Source organism: Fodinicola acaciae (assembly GCF_010993745.1).
In the GTDB taxonomy this organism is placed as follows: Bacteria; Actinomycetota; Actinomycetes; order Mycobacteriales; family HKI-0501; genus Fodinicola; species Fodinicola acaciae.
Genome location: NZ_WOTN01000001.1, coordinates 665,975 through 689,134 on the forward strand (window position 1 = coordinate 665,975; position 23,160 = coordinate 689,134).

Genomic DNA, 23,160 nt, shown 5'->3' on the forward strand with positions numbered 1-23,160 from the left:
ACTATAGAGACCGGTCTAGTAAATATCTACATGGAGGCTCGACGGAGTTCCGGCACGAGGAGGCACACCGCGGCGCCGGCCAGCTCGACGGCCGTACTCCCTGCGAAGGTCGGCACCACACCGAAGGCGCCGACGGCGGCCGCGGTGGCGGCGATCGCGAGCGGCGTGATGCCGAGGTTGGCGAGCGAGTTGACACTGCCGACGCGGCCGCGGAACCGGTCGTCGGTGACATGCTGGTTGAGTGCTGTGGCGGTCACGCCGAGCATGCCGCTGCCGACGCCGACCGCGCAGCAGACGAGCACAGCGAGCGCGAGATTTGGCGAGAGCGCGAGGAAAAGCAGGCAGCAGCCTTCGGCGATCAGCATGATCGCGAACGCCAGGCCGACCCGCCTCCTGATCCGCAGCCGCAGCATGGCGAAGGCCGAAATCGCCGCGCCGACGCCGAATCCGGCCAGCAGCAGGCCGGCGCCGGTGGCGCCCCAGCCATGCTGGACGGCGAGCAGGGTCAGGCCCATGTTCATTGGTCCGACGAAGCCGACGTTGGACAGGAAACCGACCAGCATCGACGCGCGTAGCACGCGATGTGTTGCCAGATAATGGAAACCTTCGCGGAGCGCGCGGCCGTACGGTTCGCTGGCCTTGCGTTCGACCGGCCGCGACCGTACGGATCGCAGTGCGAGCGCGGAAAAGACGAAGGTGGCCGCGTCCACCACGCAGGCGAGCGGCAGTCCACCGGTGGCGACGAGAATGCCGCCAAGCGGAGCGCCGACGGTCAACGCGGCGCGCTGGGTGATCTCGCGGAAGGCCGCACCGGAGGAGAACTGGCTTGGCTCCAACAGGAGCGGCTGCATCGCGCCGTTGGCCGGCAGGAAGACCGCGTCGACCGCACCGTAGACCAGCGCCACGACGACGAGCAGGCCGATCGTCGGCTGCCACAGCGCGACGCCGGCGGCGGACGCGGCGACGATGGCGCGCAACGTGTCGCTGCCGATCATCAGGCGACGCGGCCCGTACCTGTCGACGAGCGGGCCGCCGAGCAGCATGAACGCGAGGCGGGGAAGTGCCGATATCGACACGACGACCCCGGCGACCGCCGGCGTACTCGCCTGCGTCGCCGACCAGGAGAGCGCCAGATACCAGACCTGGTCGCCGAGGATCGAGACCGCCTGGCTGACGCTGTAGCGGACATATTGGCGGTCGCGATAGACCGACCGTACGGGTGCGGCGACGGTCACGGTTTCTCCGGAAAGACGTGGAAGAACAGGAAAACCGACTCGCGGCCGTCATCGGGGATTGGCGTACCGTCCGGGTTGCGGCCCTGGTCGGTGTAGCGGGTGATGACCTCCAGCAACTCGGCCGTCATCTGCCGCAGCTCGTCCGGCGTCATCCGGATCTGGCTGTCGCTGCTCATCGAGGCGCGCTGCCACTCCTGCGGCCAGGCGTGGAACGTACGCTGATAGGTGGTCAGCCGTTCGAGTTCGTCGGCGACCATCTGAGCCTTCAACGTGTCGGTGATCGCCGCGCCTTCCGGACCCGGAAAATCGAGCGTGTCCCAACTCGTCGCCTCCGGCACGAGCCGCCACCACCGCTCCCGGCGATCCCTGGCCAGCTCAGGAGCCTCCACAATGAACCCGTGTTTGGCCAGCTCACGTAGGTGATAGCTGACCAGCCCCGGATCACTGTCCGTACGTTTGGCCAACATGCCGGCGGTCGCTGGCCCGATCTGCTGGAGGAGCCGGAAGAGCTTGCGGCGAAGTGGCTGTGTGAGGCCTTTGAGGACCTCCGGGTCCGTGATCTTCCGCGTCTCCATATCCAGAAGAATAGTTCCAGAATTTTTCTTCTACAAGTACCCTGGCAAGGCCTTCATGCCGCCGTGATCATCAGATGCTGTGACGGGTGTGACTATTGAGGCTGATAATGCTGTTGTGACTACTGGTCTGCAACAGATGTCCGTTTTGATGTCTTGTTAAACAAGTATTACGCAGTCAGCCGCTACAGCACGATCGTTTGGCGTCCAGACCGACGGGTTGCTTCCCATACGGGGAGAACGAGCAAGCCCGGAAGACCCAGCCCCGCCCACAAACCGCCACCCGCACTCCCAAATGCACACGATTGGCATCCACGCGCCCCTCCCTTGAGGTCGCCCTCCGCGCAGGAGCGCCCGCCGCGCAGGCGAAAAACCCAACCACCCACCCACGCAACAAACAGGCGAACCCGCCACCCACCCAACGCACCAACCAGAAAACCCACGCACCACCCATCCACCTATCCATCCACCGACCCACCCCAAAAACCCAGAAAACGCAACGACCCTACTAACCCACAAATAGCGCCACACCCCACAAAGCGCCCTCACACCAGCGCCACCCAAAAATCGACCCGATCCGCAAATCTCCCCAGATCGCGCCCGGTGAGCTCCTCCACCCGCCGCAGGCGATACCGCAACGTATTCACGTGTACGTGCAACCGCTCCGCCGTCAGGTTCCACGACCCGTTGCACTCAAGGAAAACTCGCAGCGTCTCGGTCAGAGATGACCGATGTTCCAGGTCGTACGCGTAAACCGGACCCAACAGCCGCTGCGCGAACATCGTCCGCACTTCGTCCGGCACCACGGCCAACAGAGACCGATGGGAGGTCAGCTCGGTGTCGAGCGCCAGCGTGGCCGAGCCGGCGCGGTGAGACGCCAGCCGGTACGCGTCGGCCGCCTCGGGGGTGCCCTCCGAGCTGAGGCCGACCGCGAGCTGAGCGCTGCCGAGTCCGTGTGTCAACACGCGCAGAGCGTCGGTGAGCTCGGCCGCCGCCTGCGCGAGCGTACGACCGAGCGCCGGAACAAACGCATACGTGAGGTCGTCTAAGCAGACGAGTCGGATGTCGTCCGCAAGCACCGCGGCAAGCTCAGCCAGCACGTCAGCATCAGGGCTGGCCAGCACGAGCGCATCATCGCCGGCGACGCCGGACATCGACACAGCGGACATCCACGCCGTACGCTGCGCCGCCACCAGCTCGACAAGTCGCTCGACCAGCCGTCGCTGGCTGGCCGACCACCGCTCGCCGTCGCCGTCGACGGCCACGAACCAGCTGGTCAGTGGCGCCGCCGACGGCATCAGCGTGTGCGTCGGCAGCGGCTCGCCGGACAGGCAGTGCCGCGCGAGCGTACGTCCGAGATCGGTCGCGGGGCCCGCGACGAGGCGGCCGGTCGGTGCGAGGACGCGGCAGACGGCCCCGAGCTCGGCCGCCACGGCGGCGAGGCCGCTGGCCAGGTCGGCACCGGCGGGGAACGGCAGCCGGCGCTCTGCGGCCAGCGCGAGCACGACATGCTCGGTGATGACCGCGAAGTTGAAGTCGACCGGCACCTCGAACAGCGGCACGCCGTGCCTCTCGCAGGCTGGCACCAGCTCGTCCGGCAGGCCGTCGACGCCGGCAGCGCCGACCACGAGGCCGGCGACACCCGCGTCGGCGATGGTCGCCACGAAACGCTCGGTGTCGCCGGCGTGCTGCCACCACATCAGCCCGGTCAGCACCAGCTCGCCGCCGGACAGGAACCGGCTCGGGTCGAGCAGGTCGGTGGTGATCGTCTGGCGCACCTCGCGGTCCAGCCGTTCGGCCCCGGCGAGCAGCCGCAGTCGCAGCTCCGGGTCGTCGAGCAGGGCACCGAGTCGCATGATTGGAGAAATCTACAAGACGGGTGCCCGGCCGCGCCGCGCATTTGGTGTTTTCGGTGACTGGCTGTGGTTCTCGCCGGGGGATTTACTGAGGGGATGGTCGCGCTGAACGAGCTGCCTGCCGACGAAGCTGAGCGGCGACTGTCGGCCTGTTGTGCCTCGCCGGAATGGGTACGCACAGTGCTGTCTCGGCGACCGTACGCAAGTTTGGACGAGCTGGTCGGTTATTCCGACAAGGTCATCGCCGGCCTGAGCTGGCCGGAGATCGAGCGCGCTCTGGCCGCGCATCCGCGGATCGGCGAGCGCGCGACCGGTGGCATGGAAGCAAAGTGGTCGCGAGAGGAGCAGTCGGCCGCCGCGACCGATGACGCGACGGAGCTGGTGGAAGCCAACGCGGCGTACGAAAAACGTTTCGACCGCGTGTTCCTGATCTGCGCCACCGGCCTGTCCGCTTCGCAGATTTTGGCGGCCTTACGGGCAAGGCTCGCCAATGACGACGCCACCGAGGCGGCGGTCACGCGCGAGGAGCTGACGAAAATCGTACGGCTCCGGTTGGCGAGGATCGCATGACGCTGTCCACGCACATCCTCGACACCACCAGCGGCCGGCCGGCGGCAGGTGTGGCCGTACGCCTCGAACGCGGCGCGGATGTCATAGCCGAAGCCAAAACCGACGGCGATGGCCGGATCCGCTGGGACTTCGAGCTGGCGGCCGGCACCTACCGGCTGGTCTTCGACACCGGCGGCTACCTCGGTCCGGACGCCTTCTTTCCTGAGGCGGCAGTGAGCTTCCGAGTCGTGGACAGCGAGGCGCATCTGCATGTGCCGCTGTTGCTCGGGCCATACACCTACACGACATACCGAGGTTCGTAATGGCGATAGTGCTCGGCGACAATTCCTACGGCAAGGCCGAAACTCGTGTCGTGACGGTGGATCGCGATCCAGACGGTCACCGGCTCGTCGACCTGAACGTGACGACCGCGCTGTCCGGTGACCTGTCCGCGACGCACCTGACCGGCGACAACGGCGCCGTTTTGCCGACAGATTCGCAGAAAAACACCGTTTTCGCCTTCGCCCGCGACGGCATCGGCGAGCCGGAGGACTTCGCGGCCCGGCTCGCGCGGCATTTCGTCCAGAGCCAGCCGGCGATTCATCGCGCGGTGGTCGACATCGAGGCATACCGGTGGGACCGGCTGGCGCACCACTCGTTCGTACGCGCCGCCGGCACACGGACGGCGAGCGTCACCTTCGACGGCTCGTTGCGGACCTGGTCCGGCATCACCGATCTGGTCGTGATGAACACGACGGACTCGGAGTTCTGGGGCTATCCAAAGGATCCCTACACGACGTTGGCGGAGACCAAGGACCGCATCCTGGCGACGGCGCTGACCGCGCGCTGGCGGCACACCGGCACCTGCGACTGGGCCGAGTCGCACGCGGCGGTTGTGCGGCTGTTGCTGGACACCTTCGCCGGCACCTACAGCCTTTCGCTGCAGCAGACGCTTTTCGCGATGGGTCGCGCGGTGCTGGACGAGCGGCCGGAGCTGGCCGAGATTCGCCTGGAGTTACCCAACAAACACCACATCCCGGTCGATCTTTCGCCGTTCGGGCTGGACAATCCGGGCGTGGTCTTCCACGCCACCGACCGGCCGTACGGGCTGATCGCGGCGACCGTGACCAGGGACGGCACATGACCGTGCATCCGGTGGACGAGGTCCCGCCGATCGGCCGGCTGCTGTCGCTCGGGCTGCAGCACGTGCTCGCGATGTACGCCGGCGCCGTGGCGGTGCCGCTGATCGTCGGCTCGGCGCTGAAGATGTCGAGCACCGACCTCGCGTATCTGATCAGCGCCGACCTGCTGGTTTCCGGTGTCGCCACACTGATCCAGTGCATCGGCGTGTGGCGCTTCGGCGTACGGCTGCCGCTGATGCAGGGCTGCACGTTCGCCGCGGTGACGCCGATGGTGTTGATCGGCACGACGACCGGCGGCCTTCCGGCGATCTATGGGGCGGTGATCGTCTCCGGCCTCGGCATGGTGCTGCTGGCACCGGTTTTCGGACGGTTGCTGCGGTTTTTCCCGCCGCTGGTGACCGGCACGGTGATTACGATCATCGGCCTTTCGCTGCTGCCGGTAGCGGCCAACTGGGCCGCCGGCGGCGTCGGCGCGCCGGGTTTCGGAAAGCCGGCCAACCTGGCGATGGCGCTCGGCGTTCTGGTGCTCATCCTGCTGATCCAGCGGTTCGCGCCGGGTTTTTGGGGCCGCATCGCCGTGCTGCTCGGCATCGTGATCGGCACACTGGTCGGCATCCCGCTCGGCTTCACCAACTTCTCGTCGGTCACTCAGGTCGGATTTTTCGGCGTCAGCACACCGTTCCACTTCGGCCTGCCCACCTTCGGCGTGGCGGCGATCGTCTCGATGCTGGTCGTGATGCTCGTGACGATGACCGAGACGACCGGCGACATCCTCGCCGTCGGTGAGATCACTGGCAAGCAGGTCGACCGGCGTACGCTCTCCGACGGCCTGCGCGCCGACGGACTGTCCACTGTGCTCGGTGGAGTCTTCAACACGTTTCCCTACACTGCCTTCGCGCAGAACGTCGGCCTGGTCGGTCTCACCCGGGTCCGCAGCCGCTACGTCGTTGCCGTGGGCGGCGGAATTCTGGTGGTGCTTGGCCTGATCCGGCCGCTCGGCGAGATCGTTGCGGCGGTGCCGCAGCCAGTGCTCGGCGGCGCCGGCATCGCCATGTTCGGCACCGTCGCTGCTTATGGCATCCGGCTGCTGGCGAAGGCCGAGTTGTCCGGGCACAATCTCGTGCTGGTCGCAGCGGCTCTCGGGGTAGGCCTCGCGCCGACTGTGGTGCCGGACCTCTACCAGCATTTTCCCTCGTGGTTCCAGGTGATCGCTGGCTCCGGCATCAGCGCCGGCTGCCTGGTCGCCGTGCTGCTGAACGTACTTTTCAACCATGTCCCTGGCCGGCGCGACGCCGGCGAGGAAGACGCAGGAGACAGCGATGTCGTTCCATCGTCCAGCCAGCCTGGCTGAGGCGCTCGCGGTCAAGGCCGAGGATCCGCGGGCACGCCTGCTCGCCGGTGGCACCGATGTCATGGTGGCCGCCAATTTCGGCCGGCTGCGGCCGAAGCCGCTGGTCGACCTGACCGCGGTGCCGGAGCTTTCGCAGTGGTGGCGCGAAAAAGATCGCGTAGTGATTGGCGCGACCGTGCCATACCAACGGATCATCGAGGAGATCGGTCAGCTGGTGCCCGGGTTGGCCCTGGCCAGCCGCACAGTGGGCTCACCGCAGATCCGCAATCGCGGGACTGTCGGCGGAAACCTCGGCACGGCCTCACCGGCCGGCGACGCGCATCCGCCGCTGCTGGCGAGCCGAGCGAGCCTGCGGGTCGCGTCGGTGCACGGCAGCCGTGTCGTGCCGATCGACGATTTCTTCGTCGGACTCAAGAAAACCACGCTGGCTGACGATGAGATCGTCACCGCTGTCGACCTGCCGGTGGCCGCCGGACCGCAGCAGTTTTCCAAAGTCGGCACGCGAAACGCGATGGTCATCGCGGTGTGCTCCTTCGCGCTGGCGCTCGATCCGGTCACTGGCCAGGTCGGCACCGGCATCGGCTCCGCTGCGCCGACGCCGCGTCGTACGCCGGCCGCGGAAGCATTCCTCGCGGCCGAACTTTCCGGTCGCTGGGCCAATCCGGCGCGGCCGCTGCCGCATTCGGTGGTCAAGGAGTTCGGCGAGCTGGTGGCTCAGGCCGCGGCGCCGATCGACGACGTGCGGTCCACCGCCGCGTATCGCAAGCATGCTCTGGCCGTGCTGGCTCGGCGCACGTTGACCTGGACCTGGCTCGATTACCAGAAAGAAGCACGGCAATGCGCGTGAACCTGACGGTCAACGGCCGGCCGCATGTGACCGACAATGTCGGCGAGACCGAGAGCCTGCTGTTCCTGCTCCGCGAGCGGCTCGGCTATCCGGCCGCCAAGAACGCCTGTGAACAGGGCGAATGTGGCTCCTGTACGGTCCAGCTCAACGGCCGGCCGGTGTGTTCCTGCCTGGTCGCCGCCGGCCAGGCCGAAGGCGCCGAGGTCGGCACGGTCGAGGGGATGGCCGACGGTGAGTCGCTGCATCCGTTGCAGCGGGCGTTTCTGGATGCCGGCGCCGTCCAATGTGGATTCTGTACGCCCGGGTTGCTGGTCGCCGCCGACGACCTGCTGGCCAGGCAGAAGCATCCGTCGGATGCGCAGATCCGCGAGGCGCTGGCCGGAAACCTGTGCCGCTGCACGGGTTACGAGAAGATCATCGAGGCCGTACGGCTGGCTGCGAGCCGGTCATGAAGCTCGTCATCGACGGTGCGGCCGTGTCCACTGTGGACGCGGCGGGCACCGAGCACGCGACAGGGCATGTCATCGTGGTAGACGGCCGGATCCAGGCCGTTGGCGGTGGCGCCGCGCCGAAGGGACTCGACGCTCACTATGTCGACGGCCGCGAATGCCTGCTGACTCCGGGTTTTGTCAACACTCACCACCATCTTTACCAGTGGGCCACCCGCGGCTACGCGCAGCAAGCGATCCTTTTCGAGTGGCTGACCGAGCTCTATCCGGTCTGGGGACGGCTCGACGCGGACATCGTGCACGCTGCCGCGAGTGCCGGCCTGACCAGGCTCGCGCAGACCGGATGCACGACCGCGGCCGATCACCATTACGTTTTTCCGTCCAATGGCGGTGATGTTTTCGCCGCATTGGTCAGTGCGGGTGAGCGTGTCGGCATCCGGCTGCACGCGATCCGCGGATCGATGGACCGCGGCGTATCGCATGGCGGCCTGCCGCCGGACAACATCGTGGAGACCATCGACGGTGCGCTCGCCGGGACCGCTGACGCGATCGGCAAATATCACGATCCGGCCTTCGACTCGATGATCCGGGTCGCGGTCGGACCGTGTTCGCCGTTCTCGGTCAGCGAGGAGCTGATGCGCCGCGGTGCCGAGCTGGCGCGCTCGATGAACGTACGCATGCACACGCATCTTGCCGAAACCGTCGAGGAAGAGCAGCAGTGTCTTGCCGAGTTTGGCTGCACGCCGTTGGAATACGCGGAACGGCTCGGTTGGCTCGGCGGCGACAGCTGGTTCGCGCACGGCATCCACTTTTCCGACTCCGCGGTGGAAAAACTCGCATCGACGCGCACCGGTGTGACGCACTGCCCGAGCTCCAACTCGCGGCTCGGCGCCGGCATCGCGCGGACGGCCGACCTGCTCGGGGCCGGTGCGCCGGTCGGTCTCGGCGTGGACGGCGCCGCCTCGCACGAGGACGGTGGCCTGCTGCAGGAGCTGCGTCAGGCGATGTATCTGGCACGCCAACGCGGTGGTCCTGCGGCATTGTCCGCGCGTGAGGCGCTGCGGATCGCGACCATCGGTGGCGCGCGAGTTTTGGGTCGAGAAAAGGAAATCGGCTCGATCGAGCCGGGGAAGCTGGCGGATCTGGCGCTGTGGCGGCTGGACGGCTTCGAGCATGCCGGCATCGCCGACCCGGTCGCCGCGCTGGTGCTCGGTCCGGTGCCGCCACTGGCTCTGCTGACCGTTGGCGGCCGGCCGGTGGTGACGGACGGCCAGCTGACCGGTGTGGACGAAGAACAACTCGCCGCGGAGTTGCGCGTGGCGAGCCGGCGATTGGCAGAGCGATGACCGTAACAACCTCTCCTGACATCCGTGTGCACGGTGGTGTGGGCGAAAGTCCGACACGTCCCGACGGAGTGCCGAAGGTGCGTGGCGAGTTTGCCTATTCTTCTGACCTTTTCGCCGCCGACATGCTGTGGGGTGCGACGCTGCGCAGTCCACATCCACACGCACGCATCGCATCCGTTGACATCGCGCCGGCGCTTGCGATCTCCGGCGTCCATGCCGTGCTGCTGCATTCCGATGTGCCGGGCCCCAACCGCTATGGCCAGGACGAGCGTGACCAGCCGGTGCTGGCCGAGGATGTCGTGCGCTATCAAGGCGAAGCGGTCGCGATCGTCGCCGCCGACCACCCGGAAACCGCCCGCCGGGCGGCCGCCGCGATCGCCGTCGACTACGAGGTCTTGACGCCAATCACCGATGCGGTCGCCGCGCTTGAGCCGGATTCGCCACTGCTGCACGATCACGCACCCGGCGGCGGAAACATCGTCCGCCATGTGCCGATCCGGTCCGGCGATCCGGACGTCACGGCGCCGGTCGTCGTCACCGGCGAATACCAGGTCGGCATGCAGGACCAGGCATTCTTAGGTCCGGAGTCCGGCCTGGCGGTGCCGGCCGATGACGGCGGTGTCGATCTTTACGTTGCCACACAGTGGTTGCACGTCGACCAGCGGCAGGTGGCCGAGGTGCTTGACCTGCCGGCGGCCAACGTGCGGCTGGCGTTGGCCGGCGTGGGCGGAGCCTTCGGCGGCCGTGAGGACCTGTCGATGCAGGTCCACGCGTGCCTGCTGGCGCTGCGCACCGGCCGGCCGGTGAAGATGGTCTACAGCCGCGAGGAGTCGTTTTTTGGTCACGTGCACCGGCATCCAGCGGTCATGCGTTACGAGCACGGTGCGGATGGCGACGGACAGCTGATCTACGTCAAGGCGCGGATCGTGCTCGACGGCGGCGCGTACGCGGCCACAACCGCCGCCGTGACCGGAAACGCCGCGACGCTCGGCGTCGGGCCGTACGAGGTGCCGAACGTCGTGATGGACGCCTACGGCATGTACACCAACAATCCGCCGTGCGGTGCGATGCGCGGTTTTGGCGCGGTGCAGGCGGCTTTCGCGTACGAGTCGCAGATGGACAAGCTCGCGGCCGCGGTCGGCATCGACCCGGTCGAGGTGCGGATCCGCAACGCGATGTCGGAAGGATCGGCGCTGCCGACCGGTCAGGTCGTCGACTCGCCGGCACCGGTCGCGCGGCTGCTGGAGCTGGTACGCGACCGGCCGTTGCCGCCGGCGGCCACCGGGCTCGGCGATTTTCCCGGCGGCTATGCGAACACGACGCACGGCGAGTCCGTCGTACGCGGCGTGGGCTATGGCGTCGGCATCAAGAACGTCGGTTTTTCCGAAGGATTCGACGATTACTCGACGGCCCGCGTACGGTTGCGGATCATCGGCGGGGAGCCGGTCGTCTCGGTCCACACCGCCGCCGCTGAGGTTGGCCAGGGTTTGGTGACCTTGCAGGCACAAATCGCCCGGACCGAGCTCGGGGTGGAGCGCGTGGTGGTCGAGCCGGCCGACACGAGCATCGGCAGCGCCGGCTCGAGCTCGGCGTCGAGGCAGAGCTATGTCACCGGCGGTGCCGTGCAGGCCGCCTGCCGCGAGCTGCGCGCCGAGCTGTTTTCGCTGGTACGCCATCGGTTTGACGATGTCGGTGAGTTGTCGGTCGCCGGTGGAAAGGTCGTCTCGACGCTCGGCGGCGTACTCGTCGATCTGGTGGACCTGGTCGGGGATCGGGTGCTGGACAAGGAAGTCGAGTGGCGGCACCGGCCGACGCGGGCGCTGCATCCGCGGACCGGTCAGGGTTTTGCCCATGTCCAGTACGCTTTCGCCGCGCATCGAGCGGTCGTGGACGTCGATGTCGAGCTCGGCCTGGTGAAGGTCGTCGAGCTGGCGTGTGCGCAGGATGTCGGCAAGGCGATGAACCCGACCGCACTGGTCGGCCAGATCCACGGCGGCTCGGCGCAGGGTCTTGGCCTCGCGGTGATGGAGGAAATCCAGTTGTCCGGCGGAAAGGTGCTCAATCCGTCGTTCACCGACTATCTCATCCCGACGATTCTCGACATGCCGCCGATGGCCGTCGACGTGCTGGAGCTGGCGGATCCGCACGCACCGTACGGCCTGCGAGGTGTCGGCGAGCCACCGACGATTTCCTCCATGCCGGCGATCGTGGCGGCGATCCGCGCCGCGACCGGCGTCGCGTTGACGCGCGTACCAGTGCGGCCTGAGCACCTCGCGTTGGCACATGGCTGATCTCGACCTGGTCGTACGCGCGCGCCGCGCGATAGTCGATGGCGTCGAACGTGACTGCACGTTGGGCGTCCGCGATGGCGTCATTGTGGCGATGTCGGCCGGGCTGACCGCTGACTCGGTGCTGGAACTGGCGAACGACGAGATTTTGTTGCCGGGATTGGTGGACAGCCATGTGCACGTGAACGATCCCGGCCGCACGTCATGGGAAGGTTTCGCGACGGCGACTCGCGCGGCCGCGGCCGGTGGTGTCACCACGATCATCGACATGCCGCTCAACAGCATCCCGCCGACCGTCGACATGCCGGCATTGAAGGAAAAACAGCGGACGGCTGGTCCGCAGGTGTATGTCGATGTCGGTTTTTGGGGCGGTGCGGTGCCATCCAGCCTGGGCCGGCTCGAGGAACTCCATCGCGCCGGCGTGTTTGGCTTCAAGAGTTTCCTCCTGGATTCCGGAGTCGAGGAGTTTCCGGCGTTGACGCCGGCGCAGTTCGCCGCGGCGCTGGAGGAGCTGCGTGGGCCGGATGCGTTGATGCTTGTCCATGCCGAGGACAGCGAGATCATCGCGTCGGCGCGACAGCCAAGCGGCGCGCGCTACGATGATTTTCTGGCTTCCAGGCCGGAAAGCGCCGAGATCATGGCGATCGAAGGCGTGATCGAGGCGGCGCGGCGCACAGGCGCTCGCGTACACGTCCTGCATCTGGCGAGTGCGTCGGCGTTGCCGTTGATAGCGGAGGCGAAGCGCGATGGCGTACGGCTGACCGTTGAGACCTGTCCGCATTATCTTTCCTTCTGCGCCGAGGAGATCCCGGACGGTGCGACGCGTTACAAGTGCTGTCCGCCGATCCGGTCAGCTATGAACCGGGAGATGTTGTGGCGGGGTCTGGCGGACGGCGTGATCGACTGTGTGGTGAGCGACCACTCGCCGGCCACGGCCGACCTGAAGGTGCCCGACTTCGGCGCGGCCTGGGGTGGCATTTCCGGTCTGCAGGTCGGTTTGTCGGCTGTCTGGACGCAGGCGAGGCCGCGCGGCTTCAGCCTCGCGGACGCGGTCGATTGGTTGGCGGCCGGCCCCGCTCGAATCGCCGGCCTGCAACGCAAAGGCCGGCTGGCGATCGGCTGCGATGCGGATTTCGTGGTGTTCGCACCGGATGACGCGCGCGTGGTGGACGCTCGGCAGCTGCATCACCGCAACAAGGTGTCCGCGTACGATGGTCGTGCTCTTGCCGGTGTCGTCAGGCAAACGTGGCTGCGCGGACGAGCGGTGACCGGCGAGAGCGCGGACGGAATCCTGCTGGCGCGAGGAGATCGATGACCGAGCCGGACTGGCGGCAACTGCCCGACCTGGCCTCACGCGCGTTGAGCGGCAGTGTCGTGGCGGCCAACGACGAGTTCTTCGCCGAGCGCGAAAACCTCATCAAACCAGAGGCTCCGGTCTTCAACCGTTACACTTTCGGCGCCAAAGGACAGGTTTACGACGGCTGGGAGACCAGACGGCGACGCGAAGCCGGTCACGACCACGCGATCGTACGCCTCGGCGTGCCAGGCATCGTGCACGGTGTCGTCATCGATACGTCATTCTTCACCGGAAACTTTCCGCCGGAGGCGTCGGTCGAGGCGGCTGCCGTGGACGGCTATCCGAGTCCGGAAGAGCTGGCCGACGCGACCTGGCAGCCGCTTTTGCGGCGTAGCAAACTGAAAGGTGACTCCGCCAACGTCTTCGCGGTTGTTCCGTCGAAAAGGTTCACGCACGTACGCCTGTCGATCTATCCGGACGGCGGGGTGGCGCGGTTTCGCGTGCACGGTGAGCCGGTCGCCGACCCGCGGCTGCTCGATCTGTCCTCGATGGACCTTGCGGCGCTGGAAAACGGCGGCCGGGTTGTCGGCTGCAGCGACATGTTCTATGGTTCGCCGCAAAACCTGCTGCTGCCGGGATTCGCTCGGGTGATGGGGGAGGGATGGGAGACCGCGCGACGGCGCGACGACGGCAACGACTGGGTGACCGTAGGCCTTGCCGCGCCGGGACGTGTGCGGCTGGCTGAGCTGGACACCTCGCATTTCAAGGGAAACGCGCCGGGTTTCGCGACCTTACGCGGCCTGGCCGGCGAAAAGTCGGTGGAACTGCTGCCGCGTACGCGCCTGCAGCCGGACACACGGCACCGGTTTCTGCTCGACTCCGCCGAGGTGGTCAGCGAGGTGCGGATGGACGTGTTTCCAGACGGCGGCATGGCGCGCCTGCGCCTGATCGGCGCCATCGCCGACCCGGCCGCGTTCGTCCACCGCTGGCAGTCGCTCAGTTGACCTCGCCGCCTGTCGACGCTTTTGCCAAGGGTAAGGGTGCCGCCGTGGCGTCCCGGTACGTGGCGAGACGAACCACTATGTGAAGCCGATAAGTGCATGTGGGCCTGCTTGGTTCGCGCTTTCCCCGGCCGCGACGCGCGCCCAGCTATCGGGCACCAGGTCAAGAACTCAAGCTCCGCAGCTCCTGGAACAGACCCTAGTGCTCACGGGCGAAGGTGGCCAGTGCGTCGGCGATCGGTGTGGAGCCACCGACGACCTCGAACTGCATCGACGCCGTGCACGGATTGTCCAGTATGTGCAGCAAAAGCGCAGCGACATCGTCGCGGGTGATCCGGCCGCGCGGCACCGACTCGTCGATGGTGACCTGGCCGGTGCCGGGGTCGTCGGTGAGCGACCCCGGCCGTACGACGGTCCAGTCCAGCTCGCGGCCGCGCAGGTCCGCGTCGGCCTGTGCCTTCGCGCGCAGGTAGATCTGGAAGACCTCGGTGGAGTCCGGGTCGTAGTTGTCGGCTCCGTACGCCGACACCATCACATAGCGGCGCACGCCGGCGGATTCTGCGGCGTCGGCGAGCAGGATCGCCGCGTCGCGGTCGACGGTGTCCTTGCGCGCGGCACCACTGCCCGGGCCGGCGCCGGCGGCGAAGACCACCGCGTCGGCGTCGGTGAGCACGTCGGCCAGTTGGTCGACGGTGCTGTTCTCCAAGTCCAGCACGACCGAGGTGGCGCCACGTTTTTGCAGGTCAGCCGTGTGATCGGGGTTTCTGATCAGGCCGACCGCCTCGTCGCCGCGGCCGGCAAGGAGCGCCTCCAGTCGCAGCGCGATCTGACCGTGTCCGCCAGCGATAACGACCCGCATGTCCACTCTCCGGAATGTCGATCTTCCGGTCCAGTCTCACACGACCACGCGCACTGGCAAGTGCGTGCGGCCGCGCAGCGTGTTGTTCAGCAGCCGCCGCGGTTTTCCGGCCGGTTCGATACGCCCGATCCGCTCGGCCATGGAGGCGAGCACGATCTCGCCTTCCAGCCGTGCCATGACCGCGCCGACGCAGGCGTGGATGCCGAAGCCGAAGCCGACGTGACCGGCGACCCGGCGGCGCACCGAAAACCGGTCCGGGGCGTCCCAGTGCCGCGGATCGCGGTTGGCGGATCCCAGGAACAGCAACACCTTGGCGCCGGCCGGGACGCGTACCCCGCCGGCGTCGACTTCGCGTGTGGTCGTACGGAAAAACGTCTGCACCGGCGACTCGTATCTGATCACCTCGTCGAGTGCGGTCCGCGCCAGCGCCGGCTCGGCGCGCAACGCGTCCCATTCGGCGGGATTCTCGGCGAAACAGAAGATGGCGTTACCCAGCGAGTGGACGGTCGTGTCGACGCCGGCGGACAGAAACGACCGCAGGAGCAACGCGGAGTCCGATGTGGACAGTCCGTGTTCGGCGGCGATCCGGTGGATACGCATGCCGAGACCGTCCGGCGCGAGCAGGTCCGGCTGGCAGTGCGCGTCGATCCACTCGCGGACCGGCCCGGCACCGGCGACCGCCTCCTCGAAGAGGTGGTTGCGCGGTCCGAACGTGTTGAACACCATGTTTCCGTACGAGTGCAGGTTTTCCCGCTCCGCGGCCGGCAGGCCCACGGCGTCCGCGAAGGCGGTGAGCGCAAACCTGGTCGCGAAGTCGGCTATCGCGTCCAACTCACCGGCCGCGACCACCTCGTCCACCAGTTTGTCAGCGGTCGCACGGAAATTGTCGCGGAGGCCGCGTACGGTCGCCGGCGACAACGCCTTGCTGATCACCGCACGTGCCCTGGTGTGCTCGGGTGGATCGGCCTCCAGCAGCAGGCTTGGTACGCGCCACGGCTTTTCCCGGCGGAAGTCGGAAATGCCCACCCCGGCCGACGAACAGTAGGTCTCGGCGTCACTGAGCGCGGCGCGCACCTCGGCATATCGCGCCATCGCCCACAAGCCGTATTTTTCCAGCCACACCACCGGTCCGGCGTCCCGGAGGTGCCGATGCGGTTCGTACGGCTCGGCCAGGAACTCGTCGGAGAACGGATCGAGGTCACTGCTGGCGATTTGTACGGTCGACATCGGCGCCTCCTCTGCCGAGTACGGTCGGTGTCAGACTGCCGGCTCGGGTCGGTCGGCACATCGCCACTTCCGGTCATCGGAAGACCGTGCGCCGACCGGCCGCCGGGCCGGCCAAGCTGGACCGAAACGACGGGAAGGAGGCCGCGCCGGTGCGGACGCAGGTGGGGATTGTCGGAGCGGGGCCGGCGGGGTTGTTGTTGTCGCATTTGCTGCATCTCGCCGGCATCGAGTCGGTCGTCCTTGAAGCGCGCAATCGTGCGTACGTGGAGCAGCGCGTACGCGCCGGCGTCCTGGAGCATCCGACCGCGGAGCTGCTGCGCGAGGTCGGTGTCGGTGAGCGGATGACGAGGGAGGGACTGCCGCACGAGGGGTTGGTGCTGCGGTTCGACGGCGCCGACCACCGCATGCCGCTGGCCGAGCTGACCGGCAAGACGATCACCGTCTACGGCCAGCAGGAGGTCGTCAAGGATCTCATCGCGCGGCGCCTGGCCGACGGCGGCAGGATTCTCTTCGAGAGCACCGACGTGTGCCTGCATGACCTGACGACCGACCGGCCGCGGATCACTTTCGTTGACGCTGAAGGCAAAGTGCGGCAGCTCGACTGCGACGTGATCGCCGGCTGCGACGGCTTCCACGGTGTCAGCCGGCCGAGCATTCCGGCAGACAAACTGCGGGTCTTCCAGCGTACGTATCCGTTTGCCTGGCTGGGGATCCTGGCACGGACACCGCCGTCGCACGAGGAGCTGATCTACACCTACTCGGAGCGCGGTTTCGCCTTGCACAGCATGCGATCGCCGGAGCTGACCCGGCTATACATCCAGGTGTCGCCGGAGGAGCAGCTGGCCGACTGGCCGGACGAGCGGATCTGGGACGAGCTGCACGCCCGGCTCCGGCTCGGCAACGGTTTTTCCTTGCACGAAGGGCCGGTCGTCGACAAGCTGCTCGCGGCGATGCGCAGTTTCGTCGTCGAGCCGATGCGTTACGGCCGGCTCTTCCTGGCCGGCGACGCGGCACACATCGTGCCGCCGACCGGCGCGAAGGGGATGAACCTCGCGGTCGCCGACGTACGCCTGCTGGCTCGCGCCCTGACCGAGCTGCTCACCAAAGCGAACGCCGATCTGGCCGACGCGTACTCGGAAAGTTGCCTGCGCCGGGTCTGGCGCGCCGAGCATTTTTCCTGGTGGATGACCTCGATGCTGCACCGTTTCCCGGAGGACGACCCGTTCGCGCAGCGGCTCCAGCTGTCGCAGCTGCGCTACACGACGAGCTCGACGGCCGCGGCGACGAGCATGGCGGAGAACTACGTCGGCCTGCCGTTCGACTGATTGGCCTGGTTTCCGGCCGCACGATTGGACCGGTCGGCGGCCGTACGGCCGGATTATCGTCGGGTCACCGGCGATTCATGAGGAGATCAGGGTGACTCGGACAATCGGTCGCAGCGGCATCGAGGTCGGCGACATCGGCATTGGCACCTGGGCCATCGGCGGCCCGTTCCACAGCACAACGGGATCGGCGCTCGGCTGGGGAGAGGTGGACGACGAGGAGTCGATCCGGATGCTGCACCGGGCCGTCGAGCTCGGTGCGAATCTCATCGACACGGCCGACGTGTACGGTGCCGGCCACTCCGAAACGGTGATCGGCCGCGCTTTCACGGGCCGGCGCGACGACGTGGTGATCGCCACCAAATGGGGAAACACGTACGACGAGGCCAGCAAGGTGATGGGGCCGGAGGACCGGTCGCCGGAATACGTACGGATTGCGCTGGAAAAATCGTTGCGGCGCTTGCAGACCGACCACGTCGACGTGCTCCAGTTGCACGTCAGCGTGCCGGTCGAGATAGCTGGCGAGTTGGTCGCAGCCTGCGACAAGCTGTTGGACGAAGGGAAAATCCGGGCGTACGGCTGGAGCACCGACGACCTGGATCGCGCCGAGCTGTTCGCCGATGCCCACGCGTCGGTCATCCAGCACGAGCTGAACGTGCTCGGCGACGCGCCCGAGATGCTGGCGCTGTGCGAGCGGCACGACCTGGCCAGCTTCAACCGCAGTCCGCTCGCGATGGGGCTGTTGAGCGACAAGATCACCGCCGACACGCGGATCGGCGGCGCGGACATCCGCGCGACCAATCCGGAGTGGTTGCGGTGGTTCGTCGATGGCCGTCCGGCACCGGAGTTTCTGGCGCGGCGTGACGCGATACGCGAGATCTTGCGTGGCGGCGGACGGACTTTGGCGCAGGGCGCGCTCGCGTGGAACCTGGCTCGGAGTCCGCGTACGATCCCGCTCCCCGGCTGCCGGACGCTCCAGCAGGTCGAGGAAAACCTGGGGACGTTGCACAAGGCGGCACTGACCGCCGAGGAAATGGCGGAGATCGCGCGGCTGTCCACAGTGGATTAGTGCGACACTCGGGGGTATGGCTGGTTGGCGGCGGCAGCGGGACCAGATGGTCGACATGATCACGTCGTACGCGGGTGAGCGCGTGCTGGCGGCCTTTCGCGCGGTCCCGCGTCACCGCTTTCTGCCCGAGGTGGCGATCGACGAGGTCTATCGCGACCAGCCGGTGGTGACCCGTCGCGACGAGAGCGGCCTGCCGATCAGCTCGTCGTCGCAACCGGCGATCATGGCGGTGATGCTGGAGCAGCTGGACGTACGCGAGGGCCAGCGAGTGCTGGAAATCGGCGCCGGGACCGGCTTCAACGCGGCCCTGCTCGGCCATCTGGCCGGCGACACCGGCAGTGTGGTGAGTGTCGACATCGACCAGGAAACCGTTGACACGGCACGAAAACACCTGGCGGACACGCCGAATGTCACGGTGGTGTGCGGCGACGGGGCCGACGGAGTGCCGGATGGCGCACCGTACGATCGGCTGATCTGCACGGTCGGCGTCTGGGACATCTCACCGTCCTGGCGTGACCAGCTCGCGCCAGCGGGCCGGATGGTGCTGCCGCTCGATCTACGTGGCGTGCAGCGCAGCGTCGCCTTCGAACGCGACGGCGACGGCTGGGTCAGCCGGTCGGTCGAGCCGTGTGGCTTCATGCGGCTGCGCGGCCGGATGGCCGGACCCGAGGTCGTACGCATGGTGCGGCCTGGCCTGACGCTGTCGCTGCCGGACCCGCACGGCCTCGACCCCGACCGGATCGGCCAGTTGCTCGACGAGCCGACAAACGAGCAGGTCACGGACCTGATGGTGAGCGGCGCCGAAGTGTTTGGCGGCTTGAGCCTCTGGCTGGCGATCCACGAGCCGGCCTGGTGCGTGCTCAACGAGCACGGCCACCGGTGGCTGGCCGCCGCGCCGGTGCGGATGCAGCCGGACACCGGCATGACCGCGGGCGTGGCCGGCGGCGACGGGCTGGCGCTTCTGACAAAACCGGACGAGTCGGCGATCGGCGCGACCGGTTTCGGCGCGGACGGCGACGTGCTGACCGTTCGCCTGCTCGACCACGTACGTGCGTGGCACGCGGCCGGCCGTCCTGGCACGAGCGGCCTGTGCGTCAAGGCCGTGCCGCCGACGACTCCGGCCGATGGCGGTGAGGTCATCGACAAGACGTACACGCGGCTGGTGATCAGCCAAACGTAGGATGATCGCATCGACACCGATCCGAGTACGCGCCTGCGCGCCGTCGCGCTCTACGCCGGCGGTCTGCTGGGTCCGCTCGGTGGAGGCGTCGTCTCGCCGGTACTGCCGGAGATCGCCGACAGCTTCCACGCCGAGCTGAGCCTGGCTGGCGCCTCGCTCACCGTCTACATGGTGGTTTTCGCCGGTTTTCAGCTCATATCCGGCACGTTGGGGGAGCGCTACGGCCGGCGCCGGTCGGTGCTGATCGCGTACGGCGGCTATCTGGTCGCCTCGCTGCTCGCCGCGCTCGCGCCGACGATCAGCGTGTTCCTGGTCGCGCGCGCACTCCAGGGGCTGGCCAACGCCTTCACTACGCCGCTGCTGATCGCCGGCCTCGCCGACACCGTGCCGCCGGAGCGCCTCAGCCGGTCGATCGGCACGTACGGCGCCTGCCAGGCCGCCGGCATGTCGCTGGCGCCGCTGTTCGGCTCAGCCGCCGGCGTCTTCTCGTGGCGGTGGGCCTTCGTCGGCGTCGCGCTGATCGCCGGGCTGCTCGCCCTGGCGCCGCCGCCAGGTGCACCGCGGCCGGGCGCGAGCGCGCCCTCGTACCGGCCGCTGCTGACGGTGCGGATGGGGCTGCAGTCCTTCATCGCGCTTGTCTCGTATCTCGGCGCCAACGGCGTGGTCTTCCTGGTCGCCCTGTACGCCGAGCGCCGGCTCGGCATCCCGGACGGTCTGGTCGGCCTGGTGCTGGTCGGATTCGGTGTGGCCGGCATGGCGCTGGCCACGCTGTGGGGTGGTGTCTGTGAGCGGTTCGGGGCCGTACGCGCGACCGCCGTCGGCATGGCGGCGAGCGGCCTGCTGGTGGCGGCGGTCGCGTGGACGACCTCGGTGGCCGTACTCGTCATCGTGTGGATCGCGGCCGGTGCGGTCTCGTCGCTGGCCAACGTCGGCCTGCAAAACCTGAGCGCCCGCGAGGTGCCGGACAACCGCGGCGGCGCGGTGTCGGTGGTCTCGGCGTTCCGGTTTTCCGGAGCGGCGATCGCGCCGCTGGTGTGGCTGCCGCTCTATCCGGTCGGCCTCGGTCTCGGCCAGCCGCAAGGGGAGTTGGCTTTTGGCGGCGCCGGCCTGGCACTCGTACTCGGAGCGGTCGCCGCGAGCGGCCTGCTGGTCGTTCGGAAGGGGACCGGTTGATGGCGCGGCTGGTGCACATCGGGTCGGTGATCGTCGACATCGTCATGTACGTGCCGGGTTTTCCGCGGCCTGGCGGGGATGTGCTGGCGACGCGCAGCGAGATCACCCCTGGCGGCGGCCTGAACGTGATGATCAGTGCGCGCCGGCAAGGCGCGGCGGTCGCGTACGCCGGACTGACCGGCACCGGTCCCTTTGGCGAGCTTTGCCGGCAGGAGCTGGAAAAGGCCGGCATCGAGCTGCTGCAGCCGGCGTTTCTGGGGGAGGACACCGGCTATGACGTGGCGCTGGTCGACCCGGCCGGCGAGCGGACCTTCGCGACCAACCTCGGCGCCGAGTCGCGGCTGGACACCGAGCATCTGGAGCGCATCGTGCCGGCGTCCGAGGACGTCGTCTACGTCTCCGGTTACGGTCTGCTCGACGTACACAACGGCCGTGCTTTGGCTCACTGGCTGACGAAACTCGATCCAGCGGTGACCGTCGTGGTCGATCCGGGACCACTGGTCGGTGACATCCCCGCAGACGCGCTGCGGGCCGCCATCGCACGTACGGACTGGTGGAGTTGCAGCCGGCGCGAGGCGACCGTCATGACCGGACTCGCCGATCCGGCGCGGGCGGCACGTGCGCTCGCCGGCCGTGGTCGCGGCGGTGTGGTCGTACGCGTCGGGCCGGACGGCTGCTTTCTTGCCCAAGCACGTGAGGTCGTGCCGGTGCCCGGACATTCGGTGTCCACTGTGGACACCAACGGCGCCGGCGACGCGCACGTCGGAGCGTTCGTGGCCGGCCTGCTCGCCGGCCATGAGCCGCTTCCTGCGCTGGCGCGGGCAAACGCGGTCGCCGCGCTCGCCGTCACCCGCTGTGGCCCGGCGACGGCACCGACCGCCGCCGAGGTCGACGAATTTCTTACGAGGACTTGAGTTCCTTGTCCAGCGTCTCGCTCGCCGGACTGAGCGGCTGGCCGGGTCGTACGCGCACGAAGAAGGTGGCGGCGAGGCCGATGACGGTGACCGCCGCCAGATAGTCGGCGACCGAATAGACAGTGCCGGTCCGCGACTGCAGTGCCTGCGCGATGGTTGGCGCGAAGGCGCCGCCGAGAATGGCGCCGACCGCGTACGCGAGCGACGCGCCGCTGTAACGCACGGCCGTCGGAAACATCTCGGCATAGAGCGCCGGCTGCGGACCGTATGTGAAACCGAGGCCGACGGTGAAAAGCAGCAGTGCCACCACGATCAGGCCGAGGTTGCCGGTGTTGAGCAGCGCGAAGAACGGAAACATCCAGACCAGCTGCGCGACGAAACCGATCTGGTAGACGCGCTTGCGGCCGTAGCGGTCGGACAGCCAGCCGGCCAGCAACGCGGTGGCGAGCCAGCCGAGCGCCGAGAGCATCACCGCGGTCAGGATCGCCGAGCTGCCGATCTTGAGCGCTTTCACCGCGTACGACTGCACATAGCCGCCGGTCGTCATGTAGCCGGCGGCGTTGTTGGCGGCAAACATCAGCGCGCCGATCACCACCAGCGGCAGGTGGTTTTTCAGCAGCGGCACCAGCGGCACCGCCACGCGTGCGTTGGAACGCCGTATTTCGTGGAAAACCGGGCTTTCGGCGACGCGCGTACGGACAAACAGGCCGACCACGATCAACACGATGCTGAACAGGAACGGGATCCGCCAGCCCCAGGCCAGGAACTGGTCCGGCGTCGTCGCCGCTGCCGTGATCGCGAGGATGCCGTTTGCCAGCAACAGGCCGATCGGCACGCCGATCTGCGGGAAGGCACCATAGAGGCCGCGCCGCTCGGTCGGTGCGTGCTCGACGGACAACAGCGCCGCGCCACCCCATTCGCCGCCGGCGGACAGTCCTTGCAGGATGCGTAAGACGACCAGCAACACCGGGGCCGCCACGCCGATCGTGGCCGTCGTCGGCAACAAACCCATCAACGCGGTCGCGATCCCCATCAGCAGCAGGGTCAGCACCAGCATCGGACGCCGGCCGATCCGGTCGCCGAGGTGACCAGCGATGATCGCGCCCACTGGACGGAAGAAGAAGCTGATGCCGATGGTCGCGAACGAGAGCAGGAGCGCGTCCTTGCCGAGCTGTCCGAAAAACTGGGTCGCGAAGACGAGGCCGGAGCAGACCGCGTAGATGAAGAAGTCATACCACTCCACCGTCGTGCCGACCATCGACGCCAACACGACCCGCCGGTGTTCTCTGTTCATGGGGACTCCCGGAACGGCTGGATTGTATACGTAAAGATATACGATCTGCCGGCACAGGTCGATACCCTGACGGGAAGGCGGAGAATTGTGCGGGACGTCCGGAAAAGCGAATTACCACCGCCGGAGGTGGCCGGATCGGGTCAGCCGGCTTTCTTGTGAACGCGTTGACAACGTACGCGCGAATCTGAA

Annotated in this window: 21 protein-coding genes; 15 read left to right on the forward strand and 6 right to left on the reverse strand. The window is 67.7% G+C overall.

Annotated elements, in window-relative coordinates:
• Positions 1-26 precede the first annotated feature (26 nt).
• From GNX95_RS03065 to GNX95_RS03075, 3 genes are all read right to left on the reverse strand, one after another.
• Positions 27-1,235, reverse strand: coding sequence for an MFS transporter (locus tag GNX95_RS03065; protein ID WP_163505624.1), 1,209 nt, complete (start codon positions 1,233-1,235; stop codon positions 27-29).
• Positions 1,232-1,810, reverse strand: coding sequence for an ArsR/SmtB family transcription factor (locus tag GNX95_RS03070; protein ID WP_163505625.1), 579 nt, complete (start codon positions 1,808-1,810; stop codon positions 1,232-1,234). The genes GNX95_RS03065 and GNX95_RS03070 overlap by 4 nt, the downstream gene beginning before the upstream one ends.
• A 542-nt stretch (positions 1,811-2,352) precedes the next feature.
• Entirely contained in the window at positions 2,353-3,663 is a 1,311-nt protein-coding gene (locus tag GNX95_RS03075; RefSeq protein ID WP_163505626.1) for a PucR family transcriptional regulator, read from the reverse strand.
• Positions 3,664-3,759: 96 nt separating this feature from the next.
• On the opposite strand from GNX95_RS03075, the gene uraD reads away from it, so the two are divergent.
• The 10 genes from uraD to alc all read left to right on the forward strand — a co-directional run bounded on the left by uraD (position 3,760) and on the right by alc (position 13,936).
• Positions 3,760-4,233 carry a 2-oxo-4-hydroxy-4-carboxy-5-ureidoimidazoline decarboxylase gene (gene uraD / locus GNX95_RS03080; RefSeq protein WP_163505627.1) on the forward strand — a complete coding sequence of 158 codons (474 nt, stop codon included), beginning with the start codon at positions 3,760-3,762 and terminating at the stop codon, positions 4,231-4,233.
• Positions 4,230-4,535 carry a hydroxyisourate hydrolase gene (gene uraH, locus GNX95_RS03085; RefSeq protein ID WP_163505628.1) on the forward strand — a complete coding sequence of 102 codons (306 nt, stop codon included), beginning with the start codon at positions 4,230-4,232 and terminating at the stop codon, positions 4,533-4,535. The genes uraD and uraH overlap by 4 nt, the downstream gene beginning before the upstream one ends.
• Positions 4,535-5,356 carry a factor-independent urate hydroxylase gene (gene pucL / locus GNX95_RS03090; protein ID WP_163505629.1) on the forward strand — a complete coding sequence of 274 codons (822 nt, stop codon included), beginning with the start codon at positions 4,535-4,537 and terminating at the stop codon, positions 5,354-5,356. Before uraH ends, pucL begins: the two co-directional genes overlap by 1 nt.
• Entirely contained in the window at positions 5,353-6,705 is a 1,353-nt protein-coding gene (locus GNX95_RS03095) for a nucleobase:cation symporter-2 family protein (protein WP_163505630.1), read from the forward strand. The genes pucL and GNX95_RS03095 overlap by 4 nt, the downstream gene beginning before the upstream one ends.
• Positions 6,674-7,552: an FAD binding domain-containing protein gene (locus GNX95_RS03100; RefSeq protein ID WP_163505631.1), complete on the forward strand. Its 879-nt coding sequence runs from the start codon at positions 6,674-6,676 to the stop codon at positions 7,550-7,552. Before GNX95_RS03095 ends, GNX95_RS03100 begins: the two co-directional genes overlap by 32 nt.
• On the forward strand, positions 7,543-8,004 hold the full coding sequence (locus GNX95_RS03105) for a (2Fe-2S)-binding protein (RefSeq protein ID WP_163505632.1): 462 nt from the start codon (positions 7,543-7,545) through the stop codon (positions 8,002-8,004). Before GNX95_RS03100 ends, GNX95_RS03105 begins: the two co-directional genes overlap by 10 nt.
• Positions 8,001-9,347: an 8-oxoguanine deaminase gene (locus GNX95_RS03110; protein WP_163505633.1), complete on the forward strand. Its 1,347-nt coding sequence runs from the start codon at positions 8,001-8,003 to the stop codon at positions 9,345-9,347. Before GNX95_RS03105 ends, GNX95_RS03110 begins: the two co-directional genes overlap by 4 nt.
• Before the next feature lie 77 nt (positions 9,348-9,424).
• Positions 9,425-11,638, forward strand: coding sequence for a xanthine dehydrogenase subunit D (gene pucD / locus GNX95_RS03115; protein WP_246281494.1), 2,214 nt, complete (start codon positions 9,425-9,427; stop codon positions 11,636-11,638).
• The gene (gene allB / locus GNX95_RS03120; RefSeq protein ID WP_163505635.1) at positions 11,631-12,950 is read left to right on the forward strand and encodes an allantoinase AllB; all 1,320 of its coding nucleotides are present in this window, start codon (positions 11,631-11,633) and stop codon (positions 12,948-12,950) included. The genes pucD and allB overlap by 8 nt, the downstream gene beginning before the upstream one ends.
• The gene (gene alc / locus GNX95_RS03125; RefSeq protein WP_163505636.1) at positions 12,947-13,936 is read left to right on the forward strand and encodes an allantoicase; all 990 of its coding nucleotides are present in this window, start codon (positions 12,947-12,949) and stop codon (positions 13,934-13,936) included. Before allB ends, alc begins: the two co-directional genes overlap by 4 nt.
• 196 nt (positions 13,937-14,132) lie before the next feature.
• Here the strand turns inward: alc and GNX95_RS03130 are convergent, their stop codons facing one another.
• Both GNX95_RS03130 and GNX95_RS03135 read right to left on the reverse strand, forming a co-directional pair.
• Positions 14,133-14,792, reverse strand: coding sequence for an SDR family oxidoreductase (locus GNX95_RS03130; protein WP_163505637.1), 660 nt, complete (start codon positions 14,790-14,792; stop codon positions 14,133-14,135).
• A gap of 36 nt (positions 14,793-14,828) precedes the next feature.
• Positions 14,829-16,019 (reverse strand): cytochrome P450, encoded by a 1,191-nt coding sequence (locus GNX95_RS03135; protein ID WP_163505638.1) that lies wholly within the window; start codon positions 16,017-16,019, stop codon positions 14,829-14,831.
• Positions 16,020-16,168: 149 nt separating this feature from the next.
• Between GNX95_RS03135 and pobA the strand changes: the two genes are divergently transcribed.
• The 5 genes from pobA to GNX95_RS03160 all read left to right on the forward strand — a co-directional run bounded on the left by pobA (position 16,169) and on the right by GNX95_RS03160 (position 21,677).
• Positions 16,169-17,344 (forward strand): 4-hydroxybenzoate 3-monooxygenase, encoded by a 1,176-nt coding sequence (pobA, locus tag GNX95_RS03140; RefSeq protein ID WP_163505639.1) that lies wholly within the window; start codon positions 16,169-16,171, stop codon positions 17,342-17,344.
• 91 nt (positions 17,345-17,435) lie between these two features.
• The gene (locus GNX95_RS03145; protein ID WP_222853364.1) at positions 17,436-18,410 is read left to right on the forward strand and encodes an aldo/keto reductase; all 975 of its coding nucleotides are present in this window, start codon (positions 17,436-17,438) and stop codon (positions 18,408-18,410) included.
• Between the two features lie 16 nt (positions 18,411-18,426).
• Positions 18,427-19,590 carry a methyltransferase, FxLD system gene (gene fxlM, locus GNX95_RS03150; protein WP_163505640.1) on the forward strand — a complete coding sequence of 388 codons (1,164 nt, stop codon included), beginning with the start codon at positions 18,427-18,429 and terminating at the stop codon, positions 19,588-19,590.
• A 111-nt stretch (positions 19,591-19,701) separates the two neighbouring features.
• A complete protein-coding gene (locus GNX95_RS03155) occupies positions 19,702-20,763 on the forward strand; it encodes an MFS transporter (RefSeq protein ID WP_246281613.1) in 1,062 nt (353 codons plus the stop codon).
• Positions 20,763-21,677: a PfkB family carbohydrate kinase gene (locus tag GNX95_RS03160; protein WP_222853365.1), complete on the forward strand. Its 915-nt coding sequence runs from the start codon at positions 20,763-20,765 to the stop codon at positions 21,675-21,677. Before GNX95_RS03155 ends, GNX95_RS03160 begins: the two co-directional genes overlap by 1 nt.
• Here the strand turns inward: GNX95_RS03160 and GNX95_RS03165 are convergent.
• A complete protein-coding gene (locus tag GNX95_RS03165) occupies positions 21,664-22,971 on the reverse strand; it encodes an MFS transporter (RefSeq protein ID WP_163505643.1) in 1,308 nt (435 codons plus the stop codon). The two genes, GNX95_RS03160 and GNX95_RS03165, sit on opposite strands and share 14 nt — an antisense overlap.
• Between the last annotated feature and the right edge of the window lie 189 nt (positions 22,972-23,160).